The organism is Streptomyces sp. NPDC056600, assembly GCF_042792855.1.
GTDB lineage: Bacteria > Actinomycetota > Actinomycetes > Streptomycetales > Streptomycetaceae > Streptomyces.
This window is the reverse complement of the sequence record NZ_JBHTVQ010000079.1, coordinates 1-26,207: the sequence shown is the minus strand read 5'-3', so window position 1 is coordinate 26,207 and position 26,207 is coordinate 1. Positions and strand designations below refer to the sequence as shown.

Annotated in this window: 25 protein-coding genes; 14 read left to right on the top strand and 11 right to left on the bottom strand. The window is 73.8% G+C overall.

Annotated features, from left to right (window positions below; all coding sequences use genetic code 11):
* Positions 1–78 precede the first annotated feature (78 nt).
* Together gdhA and ACFRAV_RS28235 are read right to left on the bottom strand one after the other, a co-directional pair.
* Entirely contained in the window at positions 79–1,416 is a 1,338-nt protein-coding gene (gene gdhA / locus ACFRAV_RS28240) for an NADP-specific glutamate dehydrogenase (RefSeq protein WP_382559480.1), read from the bottom strand.
* A gap of 512 nt (positions 1,417–1,928) precedes the next feature.
* Positions 1,929–2,786 carry an NAD-dependent epimerase/dehydratase family protein gene (locus ACFRAV_RS28235; RefSeq protein ID WP_382559478.1) on the bottom strand — a complete coding sequence of 286 codons (858 nt, stop codon included), beginning with the start codon at positions 2,784–2,786 and terminating at the stop codon, positions 1,929–1,931.
* 130 nt (positions 2,787–2,916) lie between these two features.
* On the opposite strand from ACFRAV_RS28235, the gene ACFRAV_RS28230 reads away from it, so the two are divergent.
* Complete coding sequence (locus ACFRAV_RS28230; protein ID WP_382559476.1) at positions 2,917–3,771, top strand: helix-turn-helix transcriptional regulator; 855 nt, start codon at positions 2,917–2,919, stop codon at positions 3,769–3,771.
* A 49-nt stretch (positions 3,772–3,820) separates the two neighbouring features.
* Here ACFRAV_RS28230 and ACFRAV_RS28225 read toward each other — a convergent pair whose 3' ends face one another.
* The gene (locus ACFRAV_RS28225) at positions 3,821–4,027 is read right to left on the bottom strand and encodes a DUF4287 domain-containing protein (RefSeq protein ID WP_351115205.1); all 207 of its coding nucleotides are present in this window, start codon (positions 4,025–4,027) and stop codon (positions 3,821–3,823) included.
* 565 nt (positions 4,028–4,592) lie between these two features.
* On the opposite strand from ACFRAV_RS28225, the gene ACFRAV_RS28220 reads away from it, so the two are divergent.
* The 7 genes from ACFRAV_RS28220 (at position 4,593) to egtD (ending at position 10,807) form a co-directional block, all read left to right on the top strand.
* Entirely contained in the window at positions 4,593–4,805 is a 213-nt protein-coding gene (locus ACFRAV_RS28220; RefSeq protein ID WP_382559474.1) for a hypothetical protein, read from the top strand.
* Positions 4,806–5,008: 203 nt separating this feature from the next.
* Positions 5,009–5,419 (top strand): VOC family protein, encoded by a 411-nt coding sequence (locus ACFRAV_RS28215; RefSeq protein WP_382559472.1) that lies wholly within the window; start codon positions 5,009–5,011, stop codon positions 5,417–5,419.
* A 123-nt stretch (positions 5,420–5,542) separates the two neighbouring features.
* Positions 5,543–6,001 (top strand): iron chaperone, encoded by a 459-nt coding sequence (locus tag ACFRAV_RS28210; protein WP_382559469.1) that lies wholly within the window; start codon positions 5,543–5,545, stop codon positions 5,999–6,001.
* Positions 6,002–6,319: 318 nt separating this feature from the next.
* Positions 6,320–7,609, top strand: a complete 1,290-nt coding sequence (egtA, locus tag ACFRAV_RS28205) for an ergothioneine biosynthesis glutamate--cysteine ligase EgtA (protein ID WP_382559467.1) — start codon at positions 6,320–6,322, stop codon at positions 7,607–7,609.
* Positions 7,609–9,024: an ergothioneine biosynthesis protein EgtB gene (gene egtB / locus ACFRAV_RS28200; RefSeq protein WP_382559465.1), complete on the top strand. Its 1,416-nt coding sequence runs from the start codon at positions 7,609–7,611 to the stop codon at positions 9,022–9,024. The genes egtA and egtB overlap by 1 nt, the downstream gene beginning before the upstream one ends.
* A complete protein-coding gene (egtC, locus tag ACFRAV_RS28195) occupies positions 9,024–9,824 on the top strand; it encodes an ergothioneine biosynthesis protein EgtC (RefSeq protein ID WP_382559463.1) in 801 nt (266 codons plus the stop codon). Before egtB ends, egtC begins: the two co-directional genes overlap by 1 nt.
* A gap of 20 nt (positions 9,825–9,844) precedes the next feature.
* Positions 9,845–10,807, top strand: a complete 963-nt coding sequence (gene egtD, locus ACFRAV_RS28190; RefSeq protein WP_382559461.1) for an L-histidine N(alpha)-methyltransferase — start codon at positions 9,845–9,847, stop codon at positions 10,805–10,807.
* A 21-nt stretch (positions 10,808–10,828) separates the two neighbouring features.
* Here the strand turns inward: egtD and ACFRAV_RS28185 are convergent, their stop codons facing one another.
* Positions 10,829–12,088, bottom strand: a complete 1,260-nt coding sequence (locus ACFRAV_RS28185; RefSeq protein ID WP_382559458.1) for an extracellular solute-binding protein — start codon at positions 12,086–12,088, stop codon at positions 10,829–10,831.
* A 246-nt stretch (positions 12,089–12,334) separates the two neighbouring features.
* Here ACFRAV_RS28185 and ACFRAV_RS28180 point away from each other — a divergent pair, with 246 nt between their 5' ends.
* Entirely contained in the window at positions 12,335–12,550 is a 216-nt protein-coding gene (locus tag ACFRAV_RS28180) for a dodecin (protein WP_351115191.1), read from the top strand.
* A 21-nt stretch (positions 12,551–12,571) separates the two neighbouring features.
* Here ACFRAV_RS28180 and ACFRAV_RS28175 read toward each other — a convergent pair whose 3' ends face one another.
* Positions 12,572–13,063, bottom strand: a complete 492-nt coding sequence (locus ACFRAV_RS28175; protein WP_382559456.1) for a hypothetical protein — start codon at positions 13,061–13,063, stop codon at positions 12,572–12,574.
* 184 nt (positions 13,064–13,247) lie between these two features.
* Between ACFRAV_RS28175 and ACFRAV_RS28170 the strand changes: the two genes are divergently transcribed.
* Positions 13,248–15,029, top strand: coding sequence for a SpoIIE family protein phosphatase (locus ACFRAV_RS28170; protein WP_382559454.1), 1,782 nt, complete (start codon positions 13,248–13,250; stop codon positions 15,027–15,029).
* Between the two features lie 131 nt (positions 15,030–15,160).
* Here ACFRAV_RS28170 and ACFRAV_RS28165 read toward each other — a convergent pair whose 3' ends face one another.
* Genes ACFRAV_RS28165 through ACFRAV_RS28155 form a run of 3 tightly spaced genes read right to left on the bottom strand, consistent with a single transcriptional unit; the run spans position 15,161 to position 18,562 of the window.
* Entirely contained in the window at positions 15,161–15,910 is a 750-nt protein-coding gene (locus ACFRAV_RS28165) for a succinate dehydrogenase/fumarate reductase iron-sulfur subunit (RefSeq protein ID WP_382559452.1), read from the bottom strand.
* On the bottom strand, positions 15,907–17,853 hold the full coding sequence (locus ACFRAV_RS28160; RefSeq protein WP_382559450.1) for a fumarate reductase/succinate dehydrogenase flavoprotein subunit: 1,947 nt from the start codon (positions 17,851–17,853) through the stop codon (positions 15,907–15,909). Before ACFRAV_RS28160 ends, ACFRAV_RS28165 begins: the two co-directional genes overlap by 4 nt.
* A gap of 1 nt (position 17,854) precedes the next feature.
* A complete protein-coding gene (locus ACFRAV_RS28155) occupies positions 17,855–18,562 on the bottom strand; it encodes a succinate dehydrogenase (protein WP_382559448.1) in 708 nt (235 codons plus the stop codon).
* A 92-nt stretch (positions 18,563–18,654) separates the two neighbouring features.
* Between ACFRAV_RS28155 and ACFRAV_RS28150 the strand changes: the two genes are divergently transcribed.
* Entirely contained in the window at positions 18,655–19,542 is an 888-nt protein-coding gene (locus ACFRAV_RS28150) for a LysR family transcriptional regulator (RefSeq protein WP_382559446.1), read from the top strand.
* Positions 19,543–19,696: 154 nt separating this feature from the next.
* Here the strand turns inward: ACFRAV_RS28150 and ACFRAV_RS28145 are convergent, their stop codons facing one another.
* Both ACFRAV_RS28145 and ACFRAV_RS28140 read right to left on the bottom strand, forming a co-directional pair.
* Positions 19,697–19,972: a DUF1876 domain-containing protein gene (locus tag ACFRAV_RS28145; RefSeq protein ID WP_351115183.1), complete on the bottom strand. Its 276-nt coding sequence runs from the start codon at positions 19,970–19,972 to the stop codon at positions 19,697–19,699.
* A 97-nt stretch (positions 19,973–20,069) separates the two neighbouring features.
* On the bottom strand, positions 20,070–22,196 hold the full coding sequence (locus ACFRAV_RS28140; RefSeq protein ID WP_382559444.1) for a putative bifunctional diguanylate cyclase/phosphodiesterase: 2,127 nt from the start codon (positions 22,194–22,196) through the stop codon (positions 20,070–20,072).
* 279 nt (positions 22,197–22,475) lie between these two features.
* Between ACFRAV_RS28140 and ACFRAV_RS28135 the strand changes: the two genes are divergently transcribed.
* Together ACFRAV_RS28135 and ACFRAV_RS28130 are read left to right on the top strand one after the other, a co-directional pair.
* Complete coding sequence (locus ACFRAV_RS28135; protein ID WP_382559442.1) at positions 22,476–23,213, top strand: hypothetical protein; 738 nt, start codon at positions 22,476–22,478, stop codon at positions 23,211–23,213.
* Positions 23,214–23,265: 52 nt separating this feature from the next.
* The gene (locus ACFRAV_RS28130) at positions 23,266–24,030 is read left to right on the top strand and encodes a hypothetical protein (protein WP_382559440.1); all 765 of its coding nucleotides are present in this window, start codon (positions 23,266–23,268) and stop codon (positions 24,028–24,030) included.
* Positions 24,031–24,667: 637 nt separating this feature from the next.
* Here the strand turns inward: ACFRAV_RS28130 and ACFRAV_RS28125 are convergent.
* Positions 24,668–25,162 carry a hypothetical protein gene (locus tag ACFRAV_RS28125; protein WP_382559438.1) on the bottom strand — a complete coding sequence of 165 codons (495 nt, stop codon included), beginning with the start codon at positions 25,160–25,162 and terminating at the stop codon, positions 24,668–24,670.
* Between the two features lie 332 nt (positions 25,163–25,494).
* Between ACFRAV_RS28125 and ACFRAV_RS28120 the strand changes: the two genes are divergently transcribed.
* On the top strand, positions 25,495–26,157 hold the full coding sequence (locus ACFRAV_RS28120) for a class F sortase (protein ID WP_382559436.1): 663 nt from the start codon (positions 25,495–25,497) through the stop codon (positions 26,155–26,157).
* Positions 26,158–26,207 lie beyond the last annotated feature (50 nt).

Here is a 26,207-nt window from a genome sequence, read left to right as displayed (position 1 = left end):
GCCCGGCGCCCCGCCCAACCAGGAGGGGCGGCGCCGGGCCTCGGCGCGTCAGGGACGTGCGAACGTCGGGACGTCAGGTCAGATGAGACCCTGCGCGAGCATCGCGTCGGCGACCAGCTCGAAACCGGCGGTGTTGGCGCCGACCACGTAGTTGCCGGGGCTGCCGTAGCGCTCGGCGGTGGTGTGGCAGGAGTCGTGGATGTGGCGCATGATCTCCGCCAGGCGCTCCTCCGTGTGGGCGAAGGTCCACGAGTCGCGGGAGGCGTTCTGCTGCATCTCCAGGGCGCTGGTGGCCACGCCGCCGGCGTTGGCCGCCTTGCCCGGGCCGAAGGCCACACCGGCCTCCTGGAAGACGCGGACGGCCTCCGGGGTGGTGGGCATGTTGGCGCCCTCGGCGACCGCCTGGACACCGTTGCGCACCAGGGCGACGGCGTCGGCCTCGTGCAGCTCGTTCTGCGTGGCGCAGGGCAGGGCGACGTCCACCGGGACGCTCCACAGGCCGGCGCCGGGGACGTAGGTGGCGCTGTCGCCGCGGGCCTCGGCGTACTCGGAGACGCGGCCGCGGCGGACCTCCTTGATCTCCTTGAGGAGCTCGAGGTCGATGCCCTTCTCGTCGACGACGTAGCCTCCGGAGTCGGAGCAGGTCACCACGGTCGCGCCGAGCTGGTGGGCCTTCTCGATCGCGTAGATGGCGACGTTGCCCGAGCCGGAGACCGCGACACGCTGGCCGTCGAGCGAACCGCCGCGGCTGCGCAGCATCTCCTGGGTGAACAGGACACAGCCGTAGCCGGTGGCCTCGGTGCGCGCCTGGGCGCCGCCCCAGCCGAGGCCCTTGCCGGTGAGGACGCCGGACTCGTAGCGGTTGGTGATGCGCTTGTACTGACCGAACAGGTAGCCGATCTCCCGGCCGCCGACGCCGATGTCACCGGCGGGGACGTCGGTGTACTCGCCGAGGTGGCGGTGGAGCTCGGTCATGAACGACTGGCAGAACCGCATGATCTCGGCGTCCGAACGGCCCTTGGGGTCGAAGTCGGAGCCGCCCTTGCCGCCGCCGATGGGCATGCCGGTGAGCGCGTTCTTGAAGATCTGCTCGAAGCCGAGGAACTTCACGATGCCCAGGTTCACCGACGGGTGGAACCGCAGGCCGCCCTTGTACGGGCCGAGGGTGCTGCTGAACTCGACACGGAAGCCACGGTTGACGTGGATGTTGCCGGCGTCGTCCGACCACGGCACGCGGAAGATGAGCTGCCGCTCGGGCTCGGCCATGCGCTCGACGATGCGGGCCTCGACCAGCTCGGGCCGCCGCTCCAGCACGGGGCCGAGGGAATCCAGTACCTCACGCACGGCCTGGTGGAACTCGGTCTCACCCTGGTTGCGACGGAGAATCTCCGCGTACAGCGACTCGATGACGCGCATGTGCAGCCCGTGACCTCTCGTGGTCGGAATGATCTGTGCGCCCCGTCCCGGGGGCGGTCAAGAGGGTTCCCCTCGCCGTTGAGGACGCCGCCGAGGACCACCCAACAGCTGGGGATGCCCGTGCGCGCGACGCGCAGAACCGTTCGTGCACCTCCATTGTCCCAGTGGTCCCACCGATTCCACCGGCCGTATCCATATGGCGGACACCACCCACCGCTCAGCGGTCACCCTGAGTGGCCCACCTCACACATACCGTTGTCCCGCCCGGCCCGCCATCGGAGCGACGGGCGCGGCGGGGCGGTCGCCCCGCGGCCAGGTACAAGGCGGTTGCCGCCACCACCGGGACGAGGCCGCCGCCCGCGTCCCGGTCCGTGGAACAGACCGGCCACCGGACCGCCGCCGCACGGCCAATCCCCGCGTGACGGTGGGACAGGCCGCAGCCTACGGCCGGGTCACCGAGCCGTCCGGTGTGCTCCCACCGGTCCGGAGCCCTCAAGCCGCGGGCGCGAGGCTCAGAGCGCGCCCGCGTCACGGGCCGACCACACCGTCGGGTACCGCGGCACGAACCCGAGTTCGCGCCGGAGGCGTTCGGTGCTGACGATGCCGTGCCAGGGGTCGGGATCGCCGGCGGGCCGCGGGCCGGACGGGAACTCCTCACCGACCACCCGGTGCAGGTCCAGGGCCGTCACGGGAGCGTCGTCGGCGATGTTGTGGACGCGGCCGCGCGGCCCCGGCGCGAGCAGCAGTCTCACCAGTCCCCGGGCGGCGTCGGTGACGTGCACCAGGTGCATCCGTTTGACGGAGGGCCAGTGCGCCGCCCACCTCAGCGACTGCCTCAGGTGCGGATCCCCGTCGCCGTAGACGAAGGCCAGCCGTCCGATCCGCACGTCGAGGCCCTCCAGGCCGAGCAGCGCGCTCTCGGCCTCCGCCTTGGACTGCGCGTACGGCCCCCACAGCGGGCCGCCGGGGACGCACGCGTCGTCCTCCTCGTGCGGACGGTCCCGCCCGGCGCCGTACACCAGGTTGGTGCTGGCCTGCACGAAACGGCCGGCGCCCGCGTCGCGGGCCAGCCGGCCCAGCCGCAGCGCCGCGTCGTGGTTCACCGCACGGATCTCCCCCTCCTCCTCGCCCCGTTTGAACGCCGCCGCCAGGTTCACCACGGCGTCGACGCCGTCCACGGCCTTCGCCACGGCGTCGGCGTCCCGCAGGTCGCCCGGCACCACCTCGGCGCCGCGTGCCGCCCAGGGCGCCGCCGCGGTCTCGTCACGTGCCAGCACCCGAACCCGGTCACCGGGCCCCGCGAGGACCGGCAACTGCCGGAGCACCCCTTGTCCCACCTGCCCCGTCGCGCCCGTCACCAGAATCCGCACGATGTCCTCCTTCTCACGGCCGGTCGGCAGAGCCCACCGTGACCCGACCGTCCGCCGGGCGGGAGAGACCTGCCGATCGGGGGATCGGCGGTCCCTGGACAACTCCCCCCGCGCGAACCAGCCTTGCTCCATGAACCGGCCCGAACTCGCGGACTTCCTGCGCCGCAACCGCGCGCGACTCGCTCCTTCGGACGTCGGCCTGCCCGCCGGACGGCGCCGGCGGACGCCCGGGCTGCGCCGCGAGGAGGCGGCGGCGCTCGCCGGGATGTCCGCCGACTACTACACCCGGCTGGAGCAGGCCCGAGGTCCGCGGCCGTCCCGGCAGACGCTCACCGCGCTGGCCCGCGCCCTGCGGCTCACCGACGACGAACGCGACCACCTCTTCCACCTGGCAGGGGAGGAACCGCCCCGGGAGTTCTCCCCCGCGGAGCACGTGCGTCCCGGCCTGCAACGGGTGCTGGACCGCCTGCACGACACCCCTGCGCAGGTGCTGACCGACTGGGGCGAGGTGGTGGCCCAGAACGCCATGTCGCGGGCGCTGACGGGGGATTTCGCCTCCCGTCCCCCGGGCCGGCGCAATCTGCTCCGCGCCTTCTTCCTGGAGCCGGGGGCGCGCGACATCTTCCCGCCCGAGGACGTCCCGGCCCACGCGCGCGCCCAGGCCGCCACCCTCCGGGCGGTCACCGCGGCGCACCCCGGCGACCCGCGCCCGGCAGCCCTCGCGGCCGAACTACGCTCCGGGAGCGAGGAGTTCGCGCGCCTGTGGGACGACCACCGGGTGGCGGTCCTGCGCACCGCGGTCAAGCGGTTCCGGCATCCGGTGGTGGGGCTGCTGGAGCTGGACTGCGAGGTGCTGCTGACGCCGGACCGGCGACGCTCCCTGGTCGTCCACACCGCGCGTCCGGGCAGTGGGGCCCAGGAGCGGCTGCGGCTGCTCCAGGTCGTCGGCCTCCAGGACATGACCGCCGGCCCTCCCGGTCCCTGAGCGGTCTCCCGCCCCTGAGCCGCCTCCCTGTTCCTGAGCCTGCGGGCCGTCAGCCGGTCTCGGCCAGGGTGTGTGCGACGAGGGCGTTGGCGTGGCCGTGCCCGAGTCCGTGCTCGCTCTTGAGCCAGGCGACCAGCTCCATGTGCCGGGTCAGCGGCGAGGCGCGGATCAGGTCCTTCCATTCCGCGATCGGACGGCCGTACTTCTTCTCGATCGAGGGGAAGTAGCTCGCGGGGCCCTTCACGGGTGCGGTCATGCGGTCTCTCCTGCGGGGTTGCCGTACGGGGGTCGCCGAAGCGCTGTCACCCCGTACGACCGCCCGCACCGCGCGAACTCATCGGTTCCCGCTCAGGTTCTCGTTCAGGAGATGCGCCCCTGCCCGTGGGAGGCGGCCGGGACGCCTGCCACGCCGGGGGCGCCGTCGGGCGGCAGGTCCCAGGTGACCCGCGCTCGCCGCGGCCTCGGAATGCAGCCGGGTGTCCGCGTCGCAGCACAGGACGAGGTCGTGGCGGGCCCGGTCCATGGCGTGGTGCCTCGTCGCCCGCGGCCTCCGGGCCGCCGGCTTCGCACAGTGAGCTCCGCCACGTCGCCGCGGTGAGCCATGTCACGTCGCACGTCGCGGGGTCGTGGACGGCCTCGAGGGCGGCGGGGGCGGTCGCATCGGAGCGATCGCACCCCCATAAGATCGGCTACGGCCTAGGCTGGTCCCGCCCCCCAGCAGGCGCCCCGCGCGAGGTGCGCGGGACGCTGGCCGAGCCGGTGACCGGCCCGGCCGCGCCCACACCCCGGATCCGGCCCCAGGCCGTCACGAAAGCAGACCTGTGTTCCAGGAAACGCCCATCTACAACCGCCTCGTCGCCGAGCGCGGCGACATCCCCGTCCAGGTGCGGGGTGAGGCCGAACGCATACACCGCAGCCTCACGCCGCTGCTGGGCCCTCCGCCCCAGATCCACCCCGGCCGGCCGCCGCACGGCGGGGCCCCCGGGCACGGCGTGCGGCCCCCGGCCGCGCCGCCCTTCCCCGAGCTTCCCTGAGCCTTCGGCCCACCCCGCACCTTGCGGCCCTCCGTTCCGGGAGGGCCCTTCGCCGCACGACGCGCCGGGGAGCGTCCCGCTGCGCACGACGCCGGCAGGAGTCCGGGCCGCGGCGGCCGTACCGGGGGGCCGCCCGTGTCGCCCGATCGAGCATGATCGGCGAACAACGGGCGGCGCGGGTCCGGCCGTTCTACGGTGACGGCATGGATCTCAGCATCAACACCGCCTCGCTCCCGCACGACGACCCCGAGGCCTCCCTGGCCTTCTACCGCGACCTCCTCGGCTTCGAGGTCCGCGGCGACGTCGGGGAGGGCACCATGCGCTGGATCACCGTCGGTCCCCCCGGACAGCCGGAGACCTCCGTCCTGCTGGCTCCCCCCGGCGCGGACCCGGGCGTCACGGACGCCGAACGGCGCACCATCGCCGAGATGATGGCCAAGGGCACCTTCGGCTGGATCCTGCTGGCCACCCGTCAGCTCGACGCCGTCTTCGACAAGGTCAGGGCGGGCGGCGGGGAGGTCGTGCAGGAGCCGACGGAGCAGCCCTACGGGGTGCGGGACTGCGCCTTCCGCGACCCCGCGGGCAACCTGATCCGGGTGAAGGAGATCCGCTGAGCGGACCGGTCAGTTTTCGAGAAGCCACCGCACCCCCCGCGCGCCTAGCGTGAGGGACACAGGCGGCACGGAGGACCCGGAACACCCGGTGGTCCCGGCGAGGCGGCGCGAGAGGGGAACGCGATGAAGACCACACGAGCGGCGGGCACGGTGGACGACGCGCAGGAAGGTTTCACGGCGGAGGAGATCGCCGCGATGAAGGACCGCGCCAAGGAGGTCCGGAAGGTCTCGCGCCGCGGCGGCGCCAAGGCCGACCCCGAGCCCGAGGTCCTCGCGAAGATCGCGGACATGGACGAGGCCGACCGGCTCCTCGCCACCCGCGTCCACGAGATCGTCCGCGAGGCCGCCCCGGAACTCGCTCCCCGGCTCTGGTACGGCATGCCCGCCTACTCCAAGGGCGGCAAGGTGCTCTGCTTCTTCAAGGCCGCGGGGAAGTTCAACACCCGCTACGCCGAATTCGGGTTCAGCGACGTGGCCGCCCTGGACGACGGCGCGTTCTGGCCGACCGCCTACGCCTTGACGAAGCTCACGGACGAGCTCGAGGCGCGGCTCGCCGAACTCGTCCGCAGGGCCGCGGACTGACGGCCTCGCGGACCGACAGCCGCGCCGCCGGCTGTCGGCCGCGCCGCGGGAGGGCCGGGCAGACCGGGGGGTGGTGACCCCGGGGCCCGGCCCTCCCGCGTGTCCGGTGCTCCCCCGCCCCGGTGGGACTCACCGCCGGGCGTGCCTCCCGTCGGGCACCCCGCGATCGCGCGCCGCTTCTTGCTGTTAGCGCTTCTGCGGTCACCTGTGCCCGCTTCCGCCCCCCTGGCTCCCGAGGTGCGCCCTTGTGTCCTTCCGTGTCAGGGTCTTGGGTGGGAAGCCAGCGGCGTCGACTCTCTCAGGAGGGAGAACCCCGGCATGTCCGAGGCGACAGGGACGGCGGCGGCGCGGCCCGGAGAAGTTCTGTCCGAGGCCGGCGCCGAGGCGCTGGTCCACGGCATCTGCTTCAAGACCGGTCCGCCGCGACTGCTCGGCGTGGAACTGGAATGGCTGGTCCACGACCTGGAGGACCCACGTACCACCGTCACCGCCGAGCGGCTGGAGGCGGCGCACGCGGCGCTGCCCGGGCTGCCGGTGCGCTCGCTCCTGACCGCGGAGCCGGGCGGCCAGATCGAGCTGAGCTCCCGGCCCGCGGCCTCGCTGACCGAGTGCGTGGAGACCATGCGCGCCGATCTCGCGACGGTGCGGTCCATGCTGGCCGCGCAGGGCCTGACCCTGGCGGGCATGGGGCTGGACCCCTGGCAGGCGCCCCGGCGCTTCCTGCGGGAGCCCCGGTACGACGCGATGGAGCGCAGCCTGGACCGCGCCGGTCCGGCCGGCCGGACCATGATGTGCACCTCGGCCTCGGTCCAGGTCAACCTGGACGCGGGGTACGAGGAGCCGGGCCCGCTGGGGCACGTGCGGCGCTGGCGGATGTCGCACCTGCTGGGCGCGGTGCTGCTGGCGGCCTTCGCCCACTCCCCCGTGGCCGAGCGGCGCGCCACCGGCTGGCGCTCCACCCGGCAACTGCGGTGGGCGGAGATCGGCGCGGGACGCGCCGGTGGTCCCCCGCTGGACGCGGAGCCCCGTGCGGCCTGGACGCGGCACGCGCTGGACGCGGAGCTGATGTGCCGGCGCCGGACCGTCGGCCCGTGGGAGGTGCCCGACGGGACGACCTTCCGCGACTGGCTGCGCCGGGGCGCGGCGAGCGGGCAGGGGCCGCGGCGGGAGGACCTCGAGTACCACCTGACCACGCTGTTCCCGCCGGTGCGGCCCCGCGGCTTCCTGGAGCTGCGGATGCTCGACGCCCAGCCGGGTGACGACGGCTGGATCGTGCCGCTCGCGGTGGCGGCGGCGCTCTTCGACGACCTGGCCGCCACCGAGACCGCCTTTCGGGCCGTGAAGCCGCTCGCGGAGCGGTGCGGGCCGCTGCCCGCGCCGCACAATCCGCTGTGGACCGGCGCGGCGCGGCACGCCCTGGCCGACCCGGAGCTGCGGGAGGCCGCCGCCGTCTGCTTCGCGGCGGCGCTGGAGGCGCTTCCCCGGCTGGGGGCGGGCGCCGCGGTGATCGACGCGGTCGGGGAGTTCGCCGAGCGGTACGTCGCCCGCGGCCGGTGTCCGGCCGACGACTTGCTGGACGCCCTGCGGCAGGGGAAGGAGCTCTCCTGATGACCGACGGCATGACCGACGGCCCGGCCGGCGCCACGCCCCGTGGCGCCGGCACCCCCGAGGCAGCCCGGGAGCGCGCCGTGCGGGCCCTGGCGACGGCCCGGGAACGCACCGCGCTGCTGACCTCCTGCGTGGAGGACCACGAACTGACAGCCCAGCACTCTCCGTTGATGTCGCCACTGGTGTGGGACCTGGCGCACGTCGGCAACCAGGAGGAGCAGTGGCTGCTGCGCGCGGTGGGCGGGCGCGAGGCGCTGCGGCCGGAGATCGACGGCCTGTACGACGCCTTCGAGCACCCCCGCGCGGAGCGTCCGTCGCTGCCGCTGCTGTCGCCCGACGAGGCCAGGAGGTACGCCGCCGAGGTCCGCGGCCGGGTCCTGGACCTGCTGGAGGCGGCCTCCCTCGACGAGTCGTCGCCGCTCACCGACGCCGCGTTCGCCTACGGCATGGTCGCCCAGCACGAGCAGCAGCACGACGAGACGATGCTGATCACCCACCAGCTGCGGCGCGGTCCCGCGGTCCTGACCGCTCCCGACCCGGATCCCGCGCCGGCGCACCGGGGGCCGGTCGAGGTCCTGGTCCCCGGCGGCCCGTTCGTGATGGGGACCTCCGACGAGCCGTGGGCGCTGGACAACGAGCGTCCCGCGCACGTGGTGGAGGTGGCACCGTTCTTCCTGGACACCGCCCCGGTCACCAACGCGGCCTTCCTCGCCTTCATGGAGGACGGCGGCTACGACCGGCCCCGCTGGTGGCGGCCGGAGGGCTTCGCCCTGCTGCGCTCCCAGGGCGTGCGGGCGCCGTCGTTCTGGCGGCGGGAGGGCGGGCAGTGGCTGCGGCGGCGGTTCGGCCGGACGGAACCGGTCCCGCCGGACGAGCCGGTGATGCACGTGAGCTGGTACGAGGCGGACGCCTACGCCCGGTGGGCGGGGCGGCGGCTGCCGACGGAGGCGGAGTGGGAGAAGGCGGCCCGGTACGATCCCGCGACCGGCCGCTCCCGGCGGTATCCCTGGGGCGACGAGGACCCGTCCGGGGAGCGTGCCAACCTCGGCCAGCGGCACCTGCGTCCGGCGCCCGCGGGCAGCTTCCCGGCCGGCCGGTCCCCGCTGGGCGTGGGGCAGTTGATCGGCGACGTGTGGGAGTGGACGGCGAGCGACTTCCTCCCCTACCCGGGGTTCTCCGCCTTCCCCTACCGGGAGTACTCCGAGGTGTTCTTCGGCCCCGAGTACAAGGTGCTGCGCGGCGGTTCCTTCGCCGTGGACCCGGTGGCCTGCCGGGGGACGTTCCGCAACTGGGACTACCCGGTGCGGCGGCAGATCTTCTCCGGTTTCCGCACCGCGCGCTCGGCGGTCGCCGAGCGTCCCGCGCCGGGGGACGGCGTGCCACCGGGCGGCCCGTTCGGCGAAGGCGCGCACTGATGTGCCGGCACCTCGCCTACCTGGGGCCGCCGGTGCCGCTGGGGCGGGTGCTGGCCGCTCCCCCGCACAGTCTGTTCCGGCAGTCCTGGGAGCCGCGCAGGCAGCGCCACGGGACGGTCAACGCCGACGGGTTCGGGGTGGGCTGGTACGCGCCGGGCGACCCGGTGCCGGCCCGTTACCGCAGGGCCGGGCCGGTGTGGGCGGACCTCTCGTTCGCCGACCTGGCGCGGGTGGTGCGCTCCGGCGCGGTGCTGGCGGCCGTGCGGGACGCCACCGCGGCGGGCGCCGACGGGGAGGCGGCCGCCGCGCCGTTCGCCGCGGGGCGGTGGCTGTTCAGCCACAACGGGGCCCTCTCCGGCTGGCCGGAATCGATGGGCGCGCTCACCGCGGCGCTCCCGCCGGCCCGGCTGCTGGAACTGGAGGCGCGCACCGACTCGGCGTTCGTGTGGGCCCTAATCCTGCAGCGTCTGCGGGCCGGGGAGGAGGCCGGGCGGGCGCTGGCCGGGGCGGTCGCGGAAGTCGCGGCCGCCGCGCCCGGCTCGCGGCTGAACCTGCTGCTCACCGGCGGCGACACGATCACCGCCACGGCGTGGGGGGACACCCTGTGGTACCTCGCCGAGCCGGACGGCCCCGTGGTGGTGGCGTCCGAACCGTACGACGACGATCCCCGCTGGCGGGAGGTCCCGGACCGGACGCTGCTGGCGGCCACCCGTACCGATGTGCTGCTCACCCCGCTGGAGGACGGCCCCGGCCACCCGGGGCCGCCGGCCGGCGCGGACGTCCGGAGCCCGCACCGTTGAAGGAGCAGAAGGAGCAAGCCGTGAGCCCGTTCCGTATCTCCCGCACGCTGCCCGAGGACGCCGCCCGGGCGTCGCTGAGCGCCGACGTCCTCGCCGGGCTGGGCAGCCGCCCGCGGACGTTGCCGCCGCGCTGGTTCTACGACGCGCGCGGCAGCGAACTCTTCGACGAGATCACCCGGTTGCCGGAGTACTACCCGACGCGTGCCGAGCGGGAGATCCTCACCGACCGGTCGGCGGACATCGCCCGGTTCGCCGGGGCCCGGACGCTGGTGGAGCTGGGTTCGGGGTCCTCGGAGAAGACCCGGCTGCTGCTGGACGCCATGCCGGATCTGGGGCTGTACGTGCCGGTGGACGTGAGCGAGAGCGCGCTGACGGGGGCGGGTGAGGAGCTCGCCGAGCGGCTGCCGGGGCTGGAGGTGCACGCCGTGGTGGCGGACTTCACCGGGCGGCTCGAGCTGCCCGAGGGGCCGGGGCCGCGGCTGGTGGCCTTCCTCGGCGGGACCGTGGGCAATCTGGAGCCGGCGGAGCGCGCACGGTTCCTCGCCTCCGTGCGCGGGTCGCTGGCCCCCGGTGACGCGCTGCTGCTGGGGACCGACCTGGTGAAGGACGAGCGGGTGCTGGTGCGCGCGTACGACGACGCGGCGGGTGTGACCGCGGAGTTCGACCGGAACGTGCTGCGGGTGGTCAACCGCGAGCTGGGCGCGGACTTCCGGCCGGAGCTGTTCGACCACGTGGCGGTGTGGAACGCCGAGGCCGAGTGGATCGAGATGCGGCTGCGGGCGCGGGAGGCGCAGACCGTGAAGATCCCGGGCGTGGACCTGGTCGTCGACCTCGCCGAGGGCGAGGAGATCCGGACGGAGATCTCCGCCAAGTTCCGCCCGGAGAAGGTACGGGCGGAACTCGCGGCGGTGGGGATGGAGGTCGCCCACGGGTGGACGGACCGCGAGGACCGGTTCGCCCTCTGGCTGGGCGTGGTGTCCTGACGGGCCCCGCGGGGCGTCGGCTCAGCCGTAGACCGGGTCCAGGACCTCGGTGATGTGCTCCGACGCCTTCTCGGCCTCACGGCGGGCGTCGCCGCCCTGGAGGACCGCCGTCATGTACCGCTTGATGGGGTTGTCGGCCTCCACCTCGGCCCACTCGGGGGTGGACGGGGTGGCGCGGCCCTGCGCGGCGCCCTCGGCCATCGCCGCCACGCCCGCGTTGTCGGCGACGGCGTCGGCCAGCTTTTCCTTGTTGGGCACGTAGTTCATGGTCCGGGCGAGGTCGGTGGCCCACTTCTCGCCCACCAGCGCCCCGATGACGTCGATGGCCCGGCCGGCCTGGTCGGTGTTGCGCGGGACGATGAGGTCGGACCCGCCGGTGAAGACGGCGCCGGGCTTGTCCGCGCGCTTCCCCGGGACGGGGAAGTAGCCGATCTTGTCCTTGAGTTCGGGGTTCTCGGCGAGGACGGTCTGCACCACGCCGGGCACCGCGATGATCTGGGCGGTCCGCCCCTCGGCGAACACCCCTGCCTGCGGGGGGTGTTCCTCGTCGGCGTCGGCGGGGCCCTCGCCCAGGGCGTGCAGCTGCCGGTAGAACTCCATGCCCCGCAGGGCCTCCTCGGTGTGCAGGGCGCCCTGCCAGGAGCTGGTGCGCTCGACGGCGAGGTCGCCGCCCTCGTCCCAGATGAAGCCGGCCAGCGTGTACCAGTCCTGGCCGGCCAGGTAGATGCCCTGGTTCCCCGAGGTGTCCAGCCGCCGGGTGACATCCAGCCATTCCTCGCGCGTGCGGGGCGGGGTGACGCCGGCCTCCTCGAAGAGGTCCTTACGGTAGACCACCACCCGGTTGGCCGCGTACCAGGGGATGCCGTACTGCTGGTTGCGGTCGCGGCCCGGGTCCGCGAGGCCCGGCAGGCAGTCGTCGACGCCCCAGTCGCGCACCGCCTCCAGGGTCAGGTCGAAGAGCTGACCCTCCACGTACTGCGGCACCTGGGTGTTGCCGACCTCGATGACGTCCGGCCCCTCGGGGTTCTTCTCGGGGTCCATCGCCGCCTGGACCTTGGGGCCGATGCCGGTCCACTCCTGGATGCGGATGTCCAGCCGGGTGTCCGGGTGGTCCGCCTCGAAATCGGCGGTGAAGCGACGCAGGAAGTCCGCGGACGCGGTGCCCTTCATCAGCCAGACGGTGACCGTCTCACGGCCCTCCCCGCCGGGCAGCAGCCCGCAGGCGGCGGTGGTCGTCAGGGCGGCGCAGAGGGCCAGGAGTGCGAGCGGACGACGTCTCACGGTGGGTCCTGTTCTGTGGAGGGTGCAGCAGGAAGACCCGTGGGGGGACGAGCGCGGTCGGCTCGCAGGGCGCCTCTTTGGTATGGACCAATATCTTGGTATGGACCAATACCGTCGTCAAGGCTTGGAGGACGGCTTCGGGACCGCGACCGCCGGCGACGCCTCGCGGTCCGTCCCGGCATGGGGCACGGTGGAACGAGTCGGGCGTCCTCGTCCCCGCGACGCCCCGGAGAAGGAGTCGCCGCCATGTCGGACAACGTCTACCGGGTCACCGAGATCGTCGGGAGCTCCCACGAGGGGGTGGACCACGCGATCCGCAACGCCGTCTCACGCGCCTCGCGCACCGTGCGGAACCTGGACTGGTTCGAGGTCACCCAGGTGCGCGGGCACATCGAGGACGGCGAGATCGCGCACTACCAGGTGGGACTGAAGGTGGGTTTCCGGATCGAGGAACCGGAGTGACGGGCGGCTCCGCCCGGCCCGTCAGGTCCGGCCCTCGCGTTCCTGCGCCTCGCGCAGACCCTCCGACGCCTCGGCCGCCCAGCGGGCCCTGACGACCCGGAAGCCCGCGCGCCGCGCGTCGTCGCAGACCAGTTCGTCGTCGTCGACCAGCATGCGGATCTCCCGGCCGCGGGCCAGGTCGCGCAGGATCTCCAGCTTGGTGCGCCGGGCCGGGCGGCGGTCGTGGTTGCGCCGCATCCACATCCGGCCCTCGGGCAGCCCCTGGGCGGCGAGCCAGGCCACGGCGTCGCGGCGGCACCGCTCGGGGCGGCCGGTCAGGTAGACCACCTCGCACTCCTGGGCGGCCTCCAGGGCCAGGGCGACGCCCTGGGCCAGCGGCGGGTCCTGGGGGGCGGCGTCGAAGAAGGCGTCCCAGTCCTTGGGCCGGGTCTCCAGGAAGTGCTGACGGTGCGCGGTGTCCGCGAGCGTGTTGTCGAGGTCGAACACGGCGAGGGGGCGTCGGGTCTCCGTCACGCCTCCCAGCCTAGGGTGCGCCGCTCCCGTCACGCCCCGCCGGGCGAGCACACGCCGGGCGCGTCCGGCTGATCTCCACGGCGGGGAGGAATCACAGCGGTCCCGCGCGGGCACCATGGACCGGACACCGGTCCGGGACGACCCTCTCCCGGCCCTCGAGCACACCGGGAGGCGGCGGACAACGATGGCGGACCACGAGGACGGCACACCGACGGACGCGGAGGCCCTGGCCGCGATCGGCAGGGCGCTCGACGCGCTGATCGCTCCCGCCTACATGGCCGCGGCGTCGGGGACCATCCTGGCGGTCAGCCCGGCCCTGGCCGAGCTCGTGGGCATGGACGCCTCCGCGATGGTCGGACAGGACGGCCACGACCTGCTCCACCGCAACGAGCACGGCGAGACCGTGGCCCGGGCACGCTGCGGAATCCGCGAGGCCGGTCTGACCCGGCGGACCGCGCAGGGCGACCGCATGTGGGTCGGGTGCGCCGACGGCTCGGTGGTGGAGGTGGCGTGGCTCGCCACCGGGTGCCAGGTGGGGACGCTCGACCCGGTGGCGTTGGTGATCTTCACCCCGGGCGCCGACGAGGACGCCGTCACCGGTGCGGACGACGGGGCGGAGGCGACGGACACCCCTGGGCCGGCCGGTCCGCACGACGCGACGCTCTCGGAACTGGAGCGGCTCGCCCTGCTGGCCGAGACCACGACGCGGCTGACCAGCACCCTCGACGTGGAGGAGGCGCTGCGCAGACTGACGCAGCTCATGGTGCCCCGGCTCGCCGACTGGGCCGTCGTCGACCTGATCGAGCGGGACTCGGAGGTGACCCGGTTCGCCGTGGCCCATCAGGAGGACGGCGTGGTGGTGCGCAGGCCCGACCTGGAGGGACCGATGCCGCCGATCCCGCCCGAGTCCGTGATGCCTCTCTCGCGGGCCCTGCGCGGGGCCGCCTCCGCGATCGCGGGCCGGGAGACCTACCAGGGGCCGCCCGACGCGGAGATCGCCGTGGCGCAGCGCCGCCTGTTCGACGCCACCGGCGTGCACTCCGCCGTCATCGCGCCGATCCGGGGCCTGCGGCAGGTTCTCGGCGCGCTCACGCTGGGACGCAGCGAGCAGCCGGAGCCGTACACGCCGGCCCACCTGACGCTGTTGGAGGACATCACCCGCCGTGCCGGTCTGGCGCTGGACAACGCGCGCCTGTACGAGCGGCAGCTCACCGTGGGCAGGACGATGCAACGGCATCTGCTGCCCCAGCTTCCGCGGGTGCCTGGCCTCGGCCTGGCCGCACGCTACCGGCCCGCGCCGGAGGACCTCGAGGTCGGCGGCGACTGGTACGACGCGTTCGTGCTGCGCGACGGAGCCCTGGTGCTGGTCGTCGGGGACGTCGTGGGCCACGACCTGGAGGCCGCGGCGGGCATGGCGCAGCTGCGCAACATGCTCCGCGCCTACAGCTGGTCCGAGCAGAAGCCGGCGAGCAAGATCGTCGAATGGCTGGACCTGGCGTGCACGCACATCGCGGAGGTCTCCATGGCCACGCTGATCTGCGGGCGGCTGACCTGCTCGGCGGAGGGCCGCTACGAGCTGTCCTGGACCAACGCCGGTCATCCGCCGCCCCTGCTGGTGACCCGGGACGGCGAGGCGCGCTACCTCCTCGACGGGCACGCCCCGTTGCTCGGCCTGGGCATCTCTCCCGAGCGGCCGGACGGGGTCGCCCCGCTGCCGCCGGGGTCCACCCTCGTGCTGTACACGGACGGGCTGGTCGAGTCGCCGCGCGACGCCATCGACGACGGCCTGGAGCGCCTGCGCGGGAACGCCGCCTCGCTGGCCCACCGGGACCTGGACGACTTCACCGACGAACTCCTCGAGAGCTCACGCCCGCCGCACAACGAGGACGACGTGGCGCTGCTCGCGGTGCGCGTCCCGGCCGAGCCCTCGGCGTGGCCGCCCCGCTGGCGGCCGGCCACCCGGTGACCGCGGCGCGACGGGACGGCGCCCGCGCGGTGGAGGGCTTGGCGGGGCCGGTATGAGCACCACGCCGGCCCCGCCCGTCCGCACCTCGTCGGCGAACGGTCCTCGTGCGGCTCGCGCCGCGTCGTGCGCGGCTAGCGCCGCGCCCCCTTGGCGGTGGCGCGGAGCCACTCGCGGTTCATGGCGGTGATGGACGACAGGGGGATGCCCTTGGGGCAGACCGTCGCGCACTCCCCCGCCAGGGTGCAGCCGCCGAAGCCCTCGGCGTCCATCGCCTCCACCATGTCCAGCACCCGGGTCTCCCGTTCGGGGGCGCCCTGCGGGAGGACGTTCAGGTGGTTGACCTTGGCGGAGGTGAACAGCATCGCGGCGCCGTTGGGGCAGGCCGCGACGCAGGCTCCGCAGCCGATGCACTCGGCGTGCTCGAAGGCGAAGTCGGCGTCCGGCTTCGGCACCGGCGTGGCGTGCGCCTCGGGCGCGGTGCCGGTCGGCGCGGTGATGTAGCCGCCGGCCTGGACGATCCGGTCGAAGGCGGACCGGTCGACCACCAGGTCCTTGATCACCGGGAAGGCGGATGCCCGCCATGGTTCGACGTCGATGACGTCGCCGTCCTGGAAGGACCGCATGTGGAGCTGGCAGGTGGTGGTCCGCTCCGGTCCGTGGGCGTTGCCGTCGATGACCAAGGAGCAGGCGCCGCAGATGCCCTCGCGGCAGTCGTGGTCGAAGGCGACGGGGTCCTCGCCCTCCAGGATGAGCTTCTCGTTGAGGGTGTCGAGCATCTCGAGGAACGACATGTCGGGGGAGATGCCGTCCACCTCGTACGTGGACATGGCGCCGTCGTCGGCGGCGTCGCGCTGCCGCCAGACGCGCAGGGTGAGCTTCATGCGTAGCTCCGCTGGGTGGGGTGGACGTACTCGAAGACCAGGTCTTCCTTGTGCAGCACGGGCGCGGTGCCGGTGCCGGTGAACTCCCAGGCGGCCGCGTAGGAGAACTGGTCGTCCTTGCGGGCGGCCTCGCCGTCGGGGGTCTGCGACTCCTCGCGGAAGTGGCCGCCGCAGGACTCGGTGCGGTGCAGGGCGTCCAGGCACATCAGCTCGGCGAGTTCGAGGTAGTCGACGATGCGGTTCGCCTTCTCCAGGGACTGGTTGAACTCCTCGCCGGTGCCGGGCACCTTGATGCGCCGCCAGAACTCCTCGCGGATCTGCGGGATCCGCTCGAGCGCCTTGAGCAGGCCGCCCTCGTCGCGCGCCATGCCGCAGAACTCCCACATCAGCTCGCCCAGTTCGCGGTGGAAGGAGTCGGGGGTGCGGTCGCCGTCGACGGACAGCAGCCGCTCGAGGCGCTCGCGGGTGGCGTCCACCGCCTCGCGGGCGGCCGGGTGCGCGGCGGTGACGTCCTCGGCGTGCGGGTGGCGGGCCAGGTAGTCGTTGATGGTGGCCGGCAGCACGAAGTAGCCGTCGGCCAGGCCCTGCATCAGCGCCGAGGCGCCGAGCCGGTTGGCCCCGTGGTCGGAGAAGTTGGCCTCGCCGACGGCGAACAGCCCGGGCACGGTGGTCTGCAGGTCGTAGTCGACCCACAGTCCGCCCATCGTGTAGTGCACGGCGGGGTAGATCCGCATCGGCACCTCGTAGGGGTTCTCGGCGGTGATCCGCTCGTACATCTCGAAGAGGTTGCCGTACTTCTCCTCGACCTTCTTGCGTCCCATGCGCCCGACCGCGTCGGCGAAGTCGAGGTAGACGCCCTGTCCTCCGGGGCCCACTCCCCTGCCCTCGTCGCAGACGTTCTTGGCGGCCCGGGAGGCGATGTCGCGGGGCACCAGGTTGCCGAAGGAGGGATAGAGGCGCTCCAGGTAGTAGTCGCGCTCCTCCTCGGGGATCTCGTTCGGCGCCCGGTCGTCGCCGGCGACCTTGGGCACCCAGATGCGGCCGTCGTTGCGCAGCGACTCGCTCATCAGGGTGAGCTTGGACTGGTGGTCGCCGGTGCGCGGGATGCAGGTGGGGTGGATCTGGGTGAAGCAGGGGTTGGCGAACAGGGCGCCGCGCCGGTGCGCCCGCCAGACGGCGGTCGCGTTCGAGTTCATGGCGTTGGTCGACAGGTAGAAGACGTTGCCGTAGCCGCCGGTGGCCAGCACGACGGCGTCGGCGAAGTAGGTGTCGATCCGGCCGGTGACCAGGTCGCGGGCGACGATGCCGCGGGCGCGGCCGTCGACGACGATCAGGTCGAGCATCTCGGTGCGCGGGTGCAGTTCGACGTTGCCGGCCGCGATCTGCCGGGACAGCGCCTGGTAGGCCCCGAGCAGGAGCTGCTGGCCGGTCTGGCCGCGGGCGTAGAAGGTGCGGGAGACCTGGACGCCGCCGAAGGAGCGGTTGTCGAGCAGGCCGCCGTACTCGCGGGCGAAGGGCACGCCCTGGGCCACGCACTGGTCGATGATCTCCACGGAGATCTGGGCGAGCCGGTGGACGTTGGACTCGCGGGCGCGGAAGTCCCCGCCCTTGACCGTGTCGTAGAAGAGCCGGTGGATCGAGTCGCCGTCGTTGCGGTAGTTCTTCGCCGCGTTGATGCCGCCCTGCGCGGCGACCGAGTGGGCCCGGCGCGGGGAGTCCTGGAAGCAGAACTGGACGACCTTGTAACCCTGTTCGGCGAGGGTGGCGCCGGCCGAGCCGCCGGCCAGGCCGGTCCCGACGACGATCACGGTGTGCTTGCGGCGGTTGGCCGGGTTGACCAGCTTGGCCTCGAAGCGGCGCCGGTCCCAGCGCTCGTGCACGGGGCCGGAGGGCGCCTTCGTGTCGGCGACGGGCTCGCCGGTCGCGTAGCGGATGTAGGACATGTCAGCTCACCACTCCGGTCATGACGCCCACGGGGACGGCGACGAAACCGGCCGTGAGCAGCAGCGCGAGAAGATTGGCGACGCCCTTCAGGGCGCGGTCGCGGTTGCGGCCGCCCGCGCCGAGCGTCTGTGCGGCGGCCCAGAAGCCGTGCCGGATGTGCAGGCCGAGCGCCAGCATGGCGACGATGTAGATCACGTTGCCGTACCAGGTGGAGAAGGAGTCCACCACGTTCTGGTACGGGTGCCCCTCCTGGAAGCCGCCCGCGTGGACGTGGCCGGTGGTCAGGTCCAGGATGTGCCAGACGATGAACAGGCCGAGGATCACGCCGCCCCACCGCGTGGTGCGGGTGGCGTAGCTCGCCCGGCGCCTGGCGTGGACGTACTTGGCCGGGCGCGCCCTGATGTCGCGGCGGCTGAGTTGGTAGGCCGCCGTGGCGTGGGCCACGACCGCCGCCACCAGCACGACCCGGATGATCCACAGCGTCCACGTGTAGTGCATGAACGGCTCGCCGACGGTGCGGATCCAGTGGCCGTAGGCGTTGAACTCGCCCGGGCCGAAGAAGACCTTGAGGTTGCCGATCATGTGGGCGACCAGGTACAGCAGCATGATCAGGCCGCTGACGGCCATCACGGCCTTCTTGCCGACGGTCGAGTCCCACACCGCGCGTGTTCTGGACGGCCGTCGGCCCGTCCGCGTTGCCAGAGCCATGGAGCGAAGGTACGACCGCCTGGGCCGATCGGTCCAAGACATGGTGCGCCTCGTTTTGATAGGTGCAGCCTATCGATGCCTATCATCGCGGCATGCACCTGCAGCAACTGCGGTATTTCGTGGCGGTCGCCGAGACCCGGCACTTCACCCGTGCGGCGGAACTGGTCCATGTCGCGCAGCCCTCGCTCTCCCAGCAGATCAAGGCGCTGGAGCGGGAGTTGGGGGCGGACCTGTTCCTGCGGGCGCGCGGGAACATCACCCTGACGGACGCCGGGGAGACGCTGCTGCCGCTGGCCCGGCGGATCCTCGCGGACACCGAGACCGCCCGCCAGGAGGTCCAGGAGGTGGCGCAGCTGCGGCGCGGCCGGGTGCGGCTGGGCGCGACGCCGAGTCTGTGCACCGGTCTCCTCCCGGACGTGCTGCGGGCCTTCCACGACCGCTACCCGGGCGTCCAGCTGTTGATCGAGGAGGGCGGGTCGCACGACCTGGTGCGGGAGCTGGCGCGCGGTGCCCTGGACCTGGCGCTGGTGGTGCTGCCGCTGCGGACGCCCTCGCCCGCCCTGACCACCGTGGAGCTGCTGCGCGAGGAGCTGGTGGTGGTGTCCTCGCCGGAGTCCCCGCCGCCGGGCCACGGGCGCGGGCCGGCGCGGCGGGTGCGGATCGCCGACCTGGAGGGGGAACGTCTGGTCATGTTCCGCCACGGCTACGACCTGCGGGAACTGACGGTGGAGGCGTGCCGGGCGGAGGGGTTCGAGCCGGACTTCGCCGTCGAGGGCGGTGAGATGGACGCCGTACTCGGCTTCGTGCGGGCGGGCCTCGGGGTCGCCGTGGTCCCGCGGATGGTGGCGGCGCGGGCCCGGCTGCGGGTGACGCCGCTGGCGGCGCCGGTCCCGTCGCGGACCATCGCGCTGGCCCACCGCAGCGACGTGGCGCCGCCGCGGGCCGCCCGGGAGCTGCAGCGGCTGCTCCTGGGGCGGTGACGGCGGCCCGGGCTCCCGGTGCCGCGCTTCGCGTCCCGCGCTCCCCGACCCGTGCCGGGGCGCGCGACGGCCCCGCAGCCGCGGGGGCTGCGGGACCATGGGGCCCGCCGCCGGCCGGGGCACGGCCGGTACGGGTGCGGACGGGTGGTAGGGGTCAGACGGAGATCGGGTGGGAAGGGCGGCCGGCCTCCGTGTCGATCTCCCGGTGGGCCTTGTCGAGCAGTTGCAGGGCGATGTCGTTCAGCGCCCTGGCCCCGGCGACCTCCTCACCCACTCTCGGCTGATTGGCGTCGGAGTCGTGCCGGCTGGCGTGCCCGTGGCCGCGGATCTCGCTGCCGTCGGGCAGCCGCACCATCGCGGCGGCCCGGGTGCGGGTGTCGTCCTCCTTGAACTCCATCTCGACGTGCCATCCCACTGCGGTGTGCAGCATGGTGCCTCACCTCCTGAAGGTCCTCCTTCCAGGGTGCGCCCGATGCGCCCGTGACGCAGCAGGTGCGCGGGCCCGCGACGGCGGGCGCGGCCCGGCGTCAGCAGGCGTCGGCGAGAGCGAGCTGGTGGAGGCGCTCCGGCGGGCCGGGACGCGCGTAGTACCAGCCCTGCGCGGTGTCGCAGCCCAGTTTGCGCAGCCGCTCGGCCTGGGCCGCGGTCTCGACCCCCTCGACGGTGACCGAGAGTCCCAGCGTGCGGGCCAGCCGCACGACCCCCTCGACGATCTTGACGTCCACCGGGTCGGCCGGCGACGTGCGGATGCCGCGGGTGAAGGAACGGTCCAGCTTCAGCTCGCTCACCGGCAGGCGCCGCAGTCCGGCCAGGTTGGAGTACCCGGTGCCGAAGTCGTCCAGGGCGATGTCCACGCCCATCTCGCACAGGATGCGCAGCGGCCGCAGCACCTCGTCCTCCGCGCCCACCAGCGCCGATTCGGTGATCTCCAGGCAGAGCGCCTGCGGGGGCAGCCCGGCGTCCTCCAGGATCCGCGCGGTGTCGCGGACCAGGCCGGGGTCGGTGAGCTGGCACGGGGAGAGGTTGACGTTGACCCGCGTGGCGCCGTTCCACTCGCGGGCCTGCCGCACGGCCTGTTCCAGCACCCAGCGGCCCAGCGGCACGATCAGCCCGGTCCGCTCGGCGAGCGGGATGAAGTGGTCCGGCCCCACCACGCCCTGCTGCGGGTGCAGCCAGCGCACCAGCGCCTCGGCGCCGCCCACGCTGCCGTCCTCCAGGCGGACCAGCGGCTGGTACTCGATGAAGAACTCGCCGTTGTCCAGGGCGGCGGGGAGCGCGTTGGTGAGGCGGTGGCGGCTGATGGCGCGGGCGTCGGCCTCCGGGTCGGCGAACTCGAACCGGTTGCCGCCCGCCGACTTGGCGCGGTACATGGTGATGTCGGCGCTGCGCAGCACCTCGGCGGCGCCCCGCTCGCCGGCCACGCCCTCGACGATGCCGACGGAGCCCCGCACGGTCAGTTCGCGCCCGTCCACGCGCACCGGCGTCGCCAGCGCGTTCATGATCCGCTCGGCCAGCTCGTCGACGCCCCGTTCGGCGCCGAGGCCGGTGGTCAGGGCGACGAACTCGTCGCCGCCGAGCCGGGCCACCATCTCGCCGGGCCCGGTGGCGCAGGCCTGCAGCCGGTCGGCGACTTCGACCAGGAGCCGGTCGCCGGTCTGGTGGCCGAGGCTGTCGTTGACCGTCTTGAAGCCGTCGAGGTCCAGGTAGCAGAGCCCGAAGCGCTTGCCGTGGCCGGCCGCCACGGCCTTCTCCAGCCGTTCGAAGAACAGGGTGCGGTTGGGCAGTCCGGTGAGCGCGTCGTGGGTGGCCTCGTAGCGCAGGCGCAGGTTGAGCAGCCGCCGCTCGGTGGTGTCCTCCATGAGGGCGAGCTGGTACTGCGGGCGGCCGTCGGCGTCGCGGAGCAGGGAGACCGTGAGGTTGGTCCACAGCACGGTGCCGTCGGGGCGGGTGAACGCCTTGTCCACGCGGTAGTGCTCGCGGGTCCCGCGGACCAGTTCGTCGTGCAGCCGCCAGACCTGGGCGCCGTCCTCGGGGTGCGTGAGCTCGGTGAGGCGACGGCCAAGGAGCGCCTCGGCGTTGCCGCCGAACATCCGGGTCATCGCGCCGTTGACCTGCAGGATCGTCGAGTCGGGTCCGGCGATCCAGATCCCGGTGGCGGCTCCCTCGAAGACGGCGCGGAACCGGGCCTCGCTCTCGTGCAGGGCCTGGGTGGCGCCCTCGTTGAGCTGGGCCTGGGCGCCGAGCGCGGCGCGGGCCACCGCCCGTTGGTCGGTCACCGTCCGGTCGCGCAGCGCCCCGGCGAAGCCGGAGGCCAGAGCGGCCCCGATCCGTACGGCGCGGGCCCGCAGCACGGCGGGGTCGCCGTCACGGTCCCCCAGACAGCAGGCGGCGTGGGCGTCCAGGCACTCCAGGGTGCGGCCCACCGCCTCGGGTTCGGCGTGGCCGGCGCGCACCAGCGCGGCCCCGGCCTCCGCCCCCGCCGCCGGGTCGGCGATCCGGGCGCGCAGCGCGTCCCGCAGTCCGCGGGCGGCCGGCAGCAGCAGCTCCCCCAGTGCGCGCACCGCCTCGGGCGGCGCCCCCGGCAGGAGCGCCCGGCTCCACGCGGTGGCGAACCGGTCCGGGCTGTCCGTCGGCGAGTCCTGGGCCCCCGTCATGCCGTCCGGCCTCCACCCACGCTCCGCGACGCACGGGCAGGACAGTTCATCTGGCACTCCGGGGAGTAGACGGCCGACGGTCGAGGTGAGGCTACTGATCAATCGGCCAACCATGCGAGCAGAAACGGAAATTGACCATCCGATAGCGGTCACTCCCCTATGGCCGTCAATCGAATTGGACTGACATGTCGTTAACATCGCGCCCTCATTTCCACCCGTTCGCAGCAATCGATGACACATCCGGCGTAGTCCCGGAGTGCCGTGACGATGATCACTCCCGTGGAGAGACCTACACGACATCGCCTCGCCCTGGCCACACGGACGCTCGCGGTGACCTCGATCGTCTGGTTCACCGGGCCCGGGTGGCCGACGGCGGCCGTGGCGGACGCCTGCGCGTACGCCTCGAGCGGTCCGCACGGAGCGGCCGCGGGCGTCGCCACGGACGCGGGAGCCGTCGCGGTGGGGCCCGTGCCGCCGCCGGGCGGCTTCGCCACTCCCCCCGGAGGCCTGGTCGCCACCGCCGGACCGGACGGGCTCACCGCGGCGGCCGGGGACGCGATCGCGCGGCTCGACGGCGCGGGCGCGTACGCCCAGGCGGGGCGGTGCCCCAGGCCCACGCCTACGCCGACACCCACCCCGCCCCCTCCGCCGCCCCCGGCTCCGGAACCCCCGCCCGAGCCCTCACCGCCCGCTCCGCCACCGCCCGCTCCGCCGCCGGCCGCGCCGCCCTCGGTCGCCCCTCCGGTCGCCGCCCCGCCCCCGGCCCCCGTCCGCACGTCCCCTCCCCCGCCGCCCCGCCCCGCCCCGCCCGCGCCGAAGCCCGCGCCGGTTCCGGAGCCGGAGCCGAAGCCGACGGTCCACCGGCCGAAGGCGCCGCCGGTGAAGCCCGTGGTCTATCCGGTCCGCAAGGCCGCGACGCCTTCGCTGCCGCCGCGCCCCCGCCGCTCCCTCGTCCGGCTCGCTCTGCTGATCACCGCCCCCGCGGTGATCGCCGTGGCGGCGCTCCGCCCCCGGTGACACGGGCGACCCGCCCTGTCCCCGACCCGTCCCCGCTCCTCAGGAGGATTTCTTGCCGGAATGGCTCGTACTCGCCCTCGCGATGGCCGCCGCGTGCGCCGTGGTCGTCGTGGTCGCCTTCATCCGGGAGCGCACGGCGCGGGAGGACGACGACCCGGACGACACCCCCGATGTGATCGAGTACATGACGATGATGATCGGCGTGGTCTACGCGATCGTCCTCGGTCTCGCGATCGCCGGCGTCTGGGAGGCCCGCAGCGCCGCGCAGGACAACGTGCGGGCAGAGGCCATGGCCCTGCACGAGATCTCCGAACGGGTGCGGCCGTATCCCGCCGAGGTCCGTGACCACATCAGGGAGGACGTGCGTGCCTACGTCGGCCACGTGGTGAACACCGAGTGGGGGACGATGGCCGACGAGGGCCGGCTCACCGGCCGGGGCACGGCGCTCCTCGAGCGCCTCCGGCACGACCTGACCGACTACCGGCCGGCGTCGGACTACGAGGCGCAGGCCTACCAGCCCCTGCTCGACCAGCTGACCGTGGCGGACCAGGCCCGCGGGGCCCGGGAGGACGCCACGCAGGCGACGATGCCGGGGGTGGTGTGGTTCGGGCTGATCATCGGCGCGATGGTGACCATCGGCATGGTCTTCGCCCTCCAGATCCGGCGAACCGCACGGGAGTTGGTGCTGGCGGGTCTGTTCTCCGCGCTGATCGCCTTCCTGCTGTTCCTGGTCTGGGACTTCGACGCCCCGTTCAGCCGGGGCATGGACGTGGACGCCACCCCGTTCACCGCGTTGTTCCCCGGCGTGGCCACGTAGGCCGTCGCGGGCCGGCGGTCCGCCACACCTTCCGCGATGCCGGACGACCCGTCCGGCGCAGTGCCGTCACCCGTTCGCCCGAGCGGAATCGCGGGCCGGCCGCCGTGTTCCTAGCGTGCTGCGCAGGCAGGGGCGGTGGAGCAGGTCCGCCGCCCGCACCGGCAGAACCGGAGGGCGTCATGGACGTCACGGGAGTCATACGCGTCGCATCGGCCGTCGTGCTGGGCGTGACCGCCACCGCGGTCACGCCCGGTGTCGCGTTCGCGGCCCGGAGCGCGCCGCGCGCCGAGGGCGGCACCTCGTTCTCGTTCGCCGTCGCCCCGGAGGCCGTCGCCCCGGGCGGCAGGGTCACCCTGTCGGTGGACGGCTGCCCGCACACGGCGCGGGTGTCCTCGGACCTCTTCGCCACGGTCACGATCCCCGAGGGCCGCACCACCGCCCGGACCCGGATCCACCGGGACGCCCGTCCCGGCACGGTCCACCAGGTCTCGTTCCGGTGCGGACGCGAGACGGGGGTGACCGAGCTGAGGGTGCGGGCCGTCCGTCCGGGACCGGCCCCGACGCCCACCCGTCCGGCGCCCGTCCCCAGCCGTCCGGGGCACAGCGGTTCGCCGGTCCCCGTTCCGCCGCCCGGGGATCAGATACGGCTCTCCGCGCGACGGCGCATCCAGAAGAAGCCGCCGCCGAGGGCCGCGGCGGCGACCAGCCCGCCGCCGATGGCGACGTCGGTGGGCGTGGCGCCGGTGAGGGAGCTGCCGCCCAGGCCGCCGCGGACGCCGCCGAGGACGGTGAAGGCGTTGGACCGGGTCAGGGTCCTGCCCTCACCGCAGTTGGCGGTGATGCTGTGCGACCCCGCGGTGGCGTTGGAGTTGACCCGCACCGTGGCCGTGGACTTGGTCCTGCTGCCACTGACCGGGGTGAGGGAGGTCGAGGGGAAGGCCGGCGAGGTCACCGTCGAGCCCGGCATGCGGCAGGAGCTGCCCTCCACCGTGACGGTGAGCTGCCCGCCCGGGGCGATGGTGCTGGGGCTGACCTGGATGCTGCTGGGATCCGACCAGGCGCCGGCCGTCGGGGCAGCGAGCCCGATGGCGGCGAACGCGGCGGCCGAGACCGCCAGGGCACGAGTACGCATGTGTTCCTCCGCGGAAGACGCCCCGGGACCCGTCCCCGGTCGATCGGCGAGAAAGCGCCTCCCAGTCAGACCCTGGGTCGCCCGCTGTTCCCCCGCATTTCGGCCTTCCGCCGTCCTGGTGAGCCGACACGCCGCAGGGACGCGCCGAATGCGCCATATCCGCAGGTCACGCCGTGCCGGAGATTTTCTCCGGCGCCGCCCCGGATGGCTCAGGGGCGCCCTGGGCGGCCACCCGTTCGCCCTCGCCCCGATGCCGGTCGCGCGCACCGCGCTTAGCGTTCTGCTATCGCGACAGACACGGCGACGGCCGCGTCGAGAGGGGAATGGCGAACATGTCTGCGTCCGAACTGACGGAAGAGGAGGAGCGGCCCCGACGGCGCGCGCCCTGGGGCGTGATGGCGCTGGTGCTCCTCACCGGGCTCGCGCTCATCCGGAACGGCTCGGGGGAGTTCGACACCGGTCCCCCGCAGCCCACGTCGGTGGCCGCCGCCGACACCCGGGTCCGTCCGCAGGCCTTCCCCGGAGCGCCCGCCCCGCTGCCGTACTCCGAGGTGGACCGGGTGCGGATCCAGTCGATCCAGGTGGACGCCCCGGTCGTCCCGGTCGGCCTGGACCCCGACGGCTGGGTCGCGGCGCCACCGCCGGAGGACCCCAACCTGGCCGGCTGGTTCAGCGGCGCGGTGACCCCCGGTGAGAACGGCACGTCCGTGCTGGTGGGCCATGTGGACAACGCGCAGGGGCCGGCGGTCTTCTACGGTCTGGGCGCGCTCAAGCAGGGGAACAGGGTCGAGGTGCTGCGCAAGGACGGGAAGCTCGCCGTCTTCGAGATCTACGGCATCGAGGTCTACGACAAGAACAACTTCCCCGGCGAGCGCGTCTACGGCGCCACCGGCACACCTGAACTGCGGGTCATCACCTGTGGCGGCGGCTACTCCCCGCAGGAGGGCTACGCGGGGAACGTGGTGGTCTTCGCCCGTCTGGTCGAGGTCCACTGAGGCCGGTCGCCTCCCACGACGGTGGGCCGGTACGAGCGGATGCTCATACC

Bases quoted from the DNA above. Each gene is read 5' to 3' on its own strand.
- gdhA (WP_382559480.1), bottom strand. From the start codon at position 1,416: ATGCGCGTCATCGAGTCGCTGTACGCGGAGATTCTCCGTCGCAACCAG.
- ACFRAV_RS28230 (WP_382559476.1), top strand. From the start codon at position 2,917: ATGAACCGGCCCGAACTCGCGGACTTCCTGCGCCGCAACCGCGCGCGA.
- ACFRAV_RS28225 (WP_351115205.1), bottom strand. From the start codon at position 4,027: ATGACCGCACCCGTGAAGGGCCCCGCGAGCTACTTCCCCTCGATCGAG.
- ACFRAV_RS28215 (WP_382559472.1), top strand. From the start codon at position 5,009: ATGGATCTCAGCATCAACACCGCCTCGCTCCCGCACGACGACCCCGAG.
- ACFRAV_RS28210 (WP_382559469.1), top strand. From the start codon at position 5,543: ATGAAGACCACACGAGCGGCGGGCACGGTGGACGACGCGCAGGAAGGT.
- egtA (WP_382559467.1), top strand. From the start codon at position 6,320: ATGTCCGAGGCGACAGGGACGGCGGCGGCGCGGCCCGGAGAAGTTCTG.
- egtB (WP_382559465.1), top strand. From the start codon at position 7,609: ATGACCGACGGCATGACCGACGGCCCGGCCGGCGCCACGCCCCGTGGC.
- egtC (WP_382559463.1), top strand. From the start codon at position 9,024: ATGTGCCGGCACCTCGCCTACCTGGGGCCGCCGGTGCCGCTGGGGCGG.
- ACFRAV_RS28180 (WP_351115191.1), top strand. From the start codon at position 12,335: ATGTCGGACAACGTCTACCGGGTCACCGAGATCGTCGGGAGCTCCCAC.
- ACFRAV_RS28170 (WP_382559454.1), top strand. From the start codon at position 13,248: ATGGCGGACCACGAGGACGGCACACCGACGGACGCGGAGGCCCTGGCC.
- ACFRAV_RS28165 (WP_382559452.1), bottom strand. From the start codon at position 15,910: ATGAAGCTCACCCTGCGCGTCTGGCGGCAGCGCGACGCCGCCGACGAC.
- ACFRAV_RS28160 (WP_382559450.1), bottom strand. From the start codon at position 17,853: ATGTCCTACATCCGCTACGCGACCGGCGAGCCCGTCGCCGACACGAAG.
- ACFRAV_RS28155 (WP_382559448.1), bottom strand. From the start codon at position 18,562: ATGGCTCTGGCAACGCGGACGGGCCGACGGCCGTCCAGAACACGCGCG.
- ACFRAV_RS28150 (WP_382559446.1), top strand. From the start codon at position 18,655: ATGCACCTGCAGCAACTGCGGTATTTCGTGGCGGTCGCCGAGACCCGG.
- ACFRAV_RS28145 (WP_351115183.1), bottom strand. From the start codon at position 19,972: ATGCTGCACACCGCAGTGGGATGGCACGTCGAGATGGAGTTCAAGGAG.
- ACFRAV_RS28140 (WP_382559444.1), bottom strand. From the start codon at position 22,196: ATGACGGGGGCCCAGGACTCGCCGACGGACAGCCCGGACCGGTTCGCC.
- ACFRAV_RS28125 (WP_382559438.1), bottom strand. From the start codon at position 25,162: ATGCGTACTCGTGCCCTGGCGGTCTCGGCCGCCGCGTTCGCCGCCATC.
- ACFRAV_RS28120 (WP_382559436.1), top strand. From the start codon at position 25,495: ATGTCTGCGTCCGAACTGACGGAAGAGGAGGAGCGGCCCCGACGGCGC.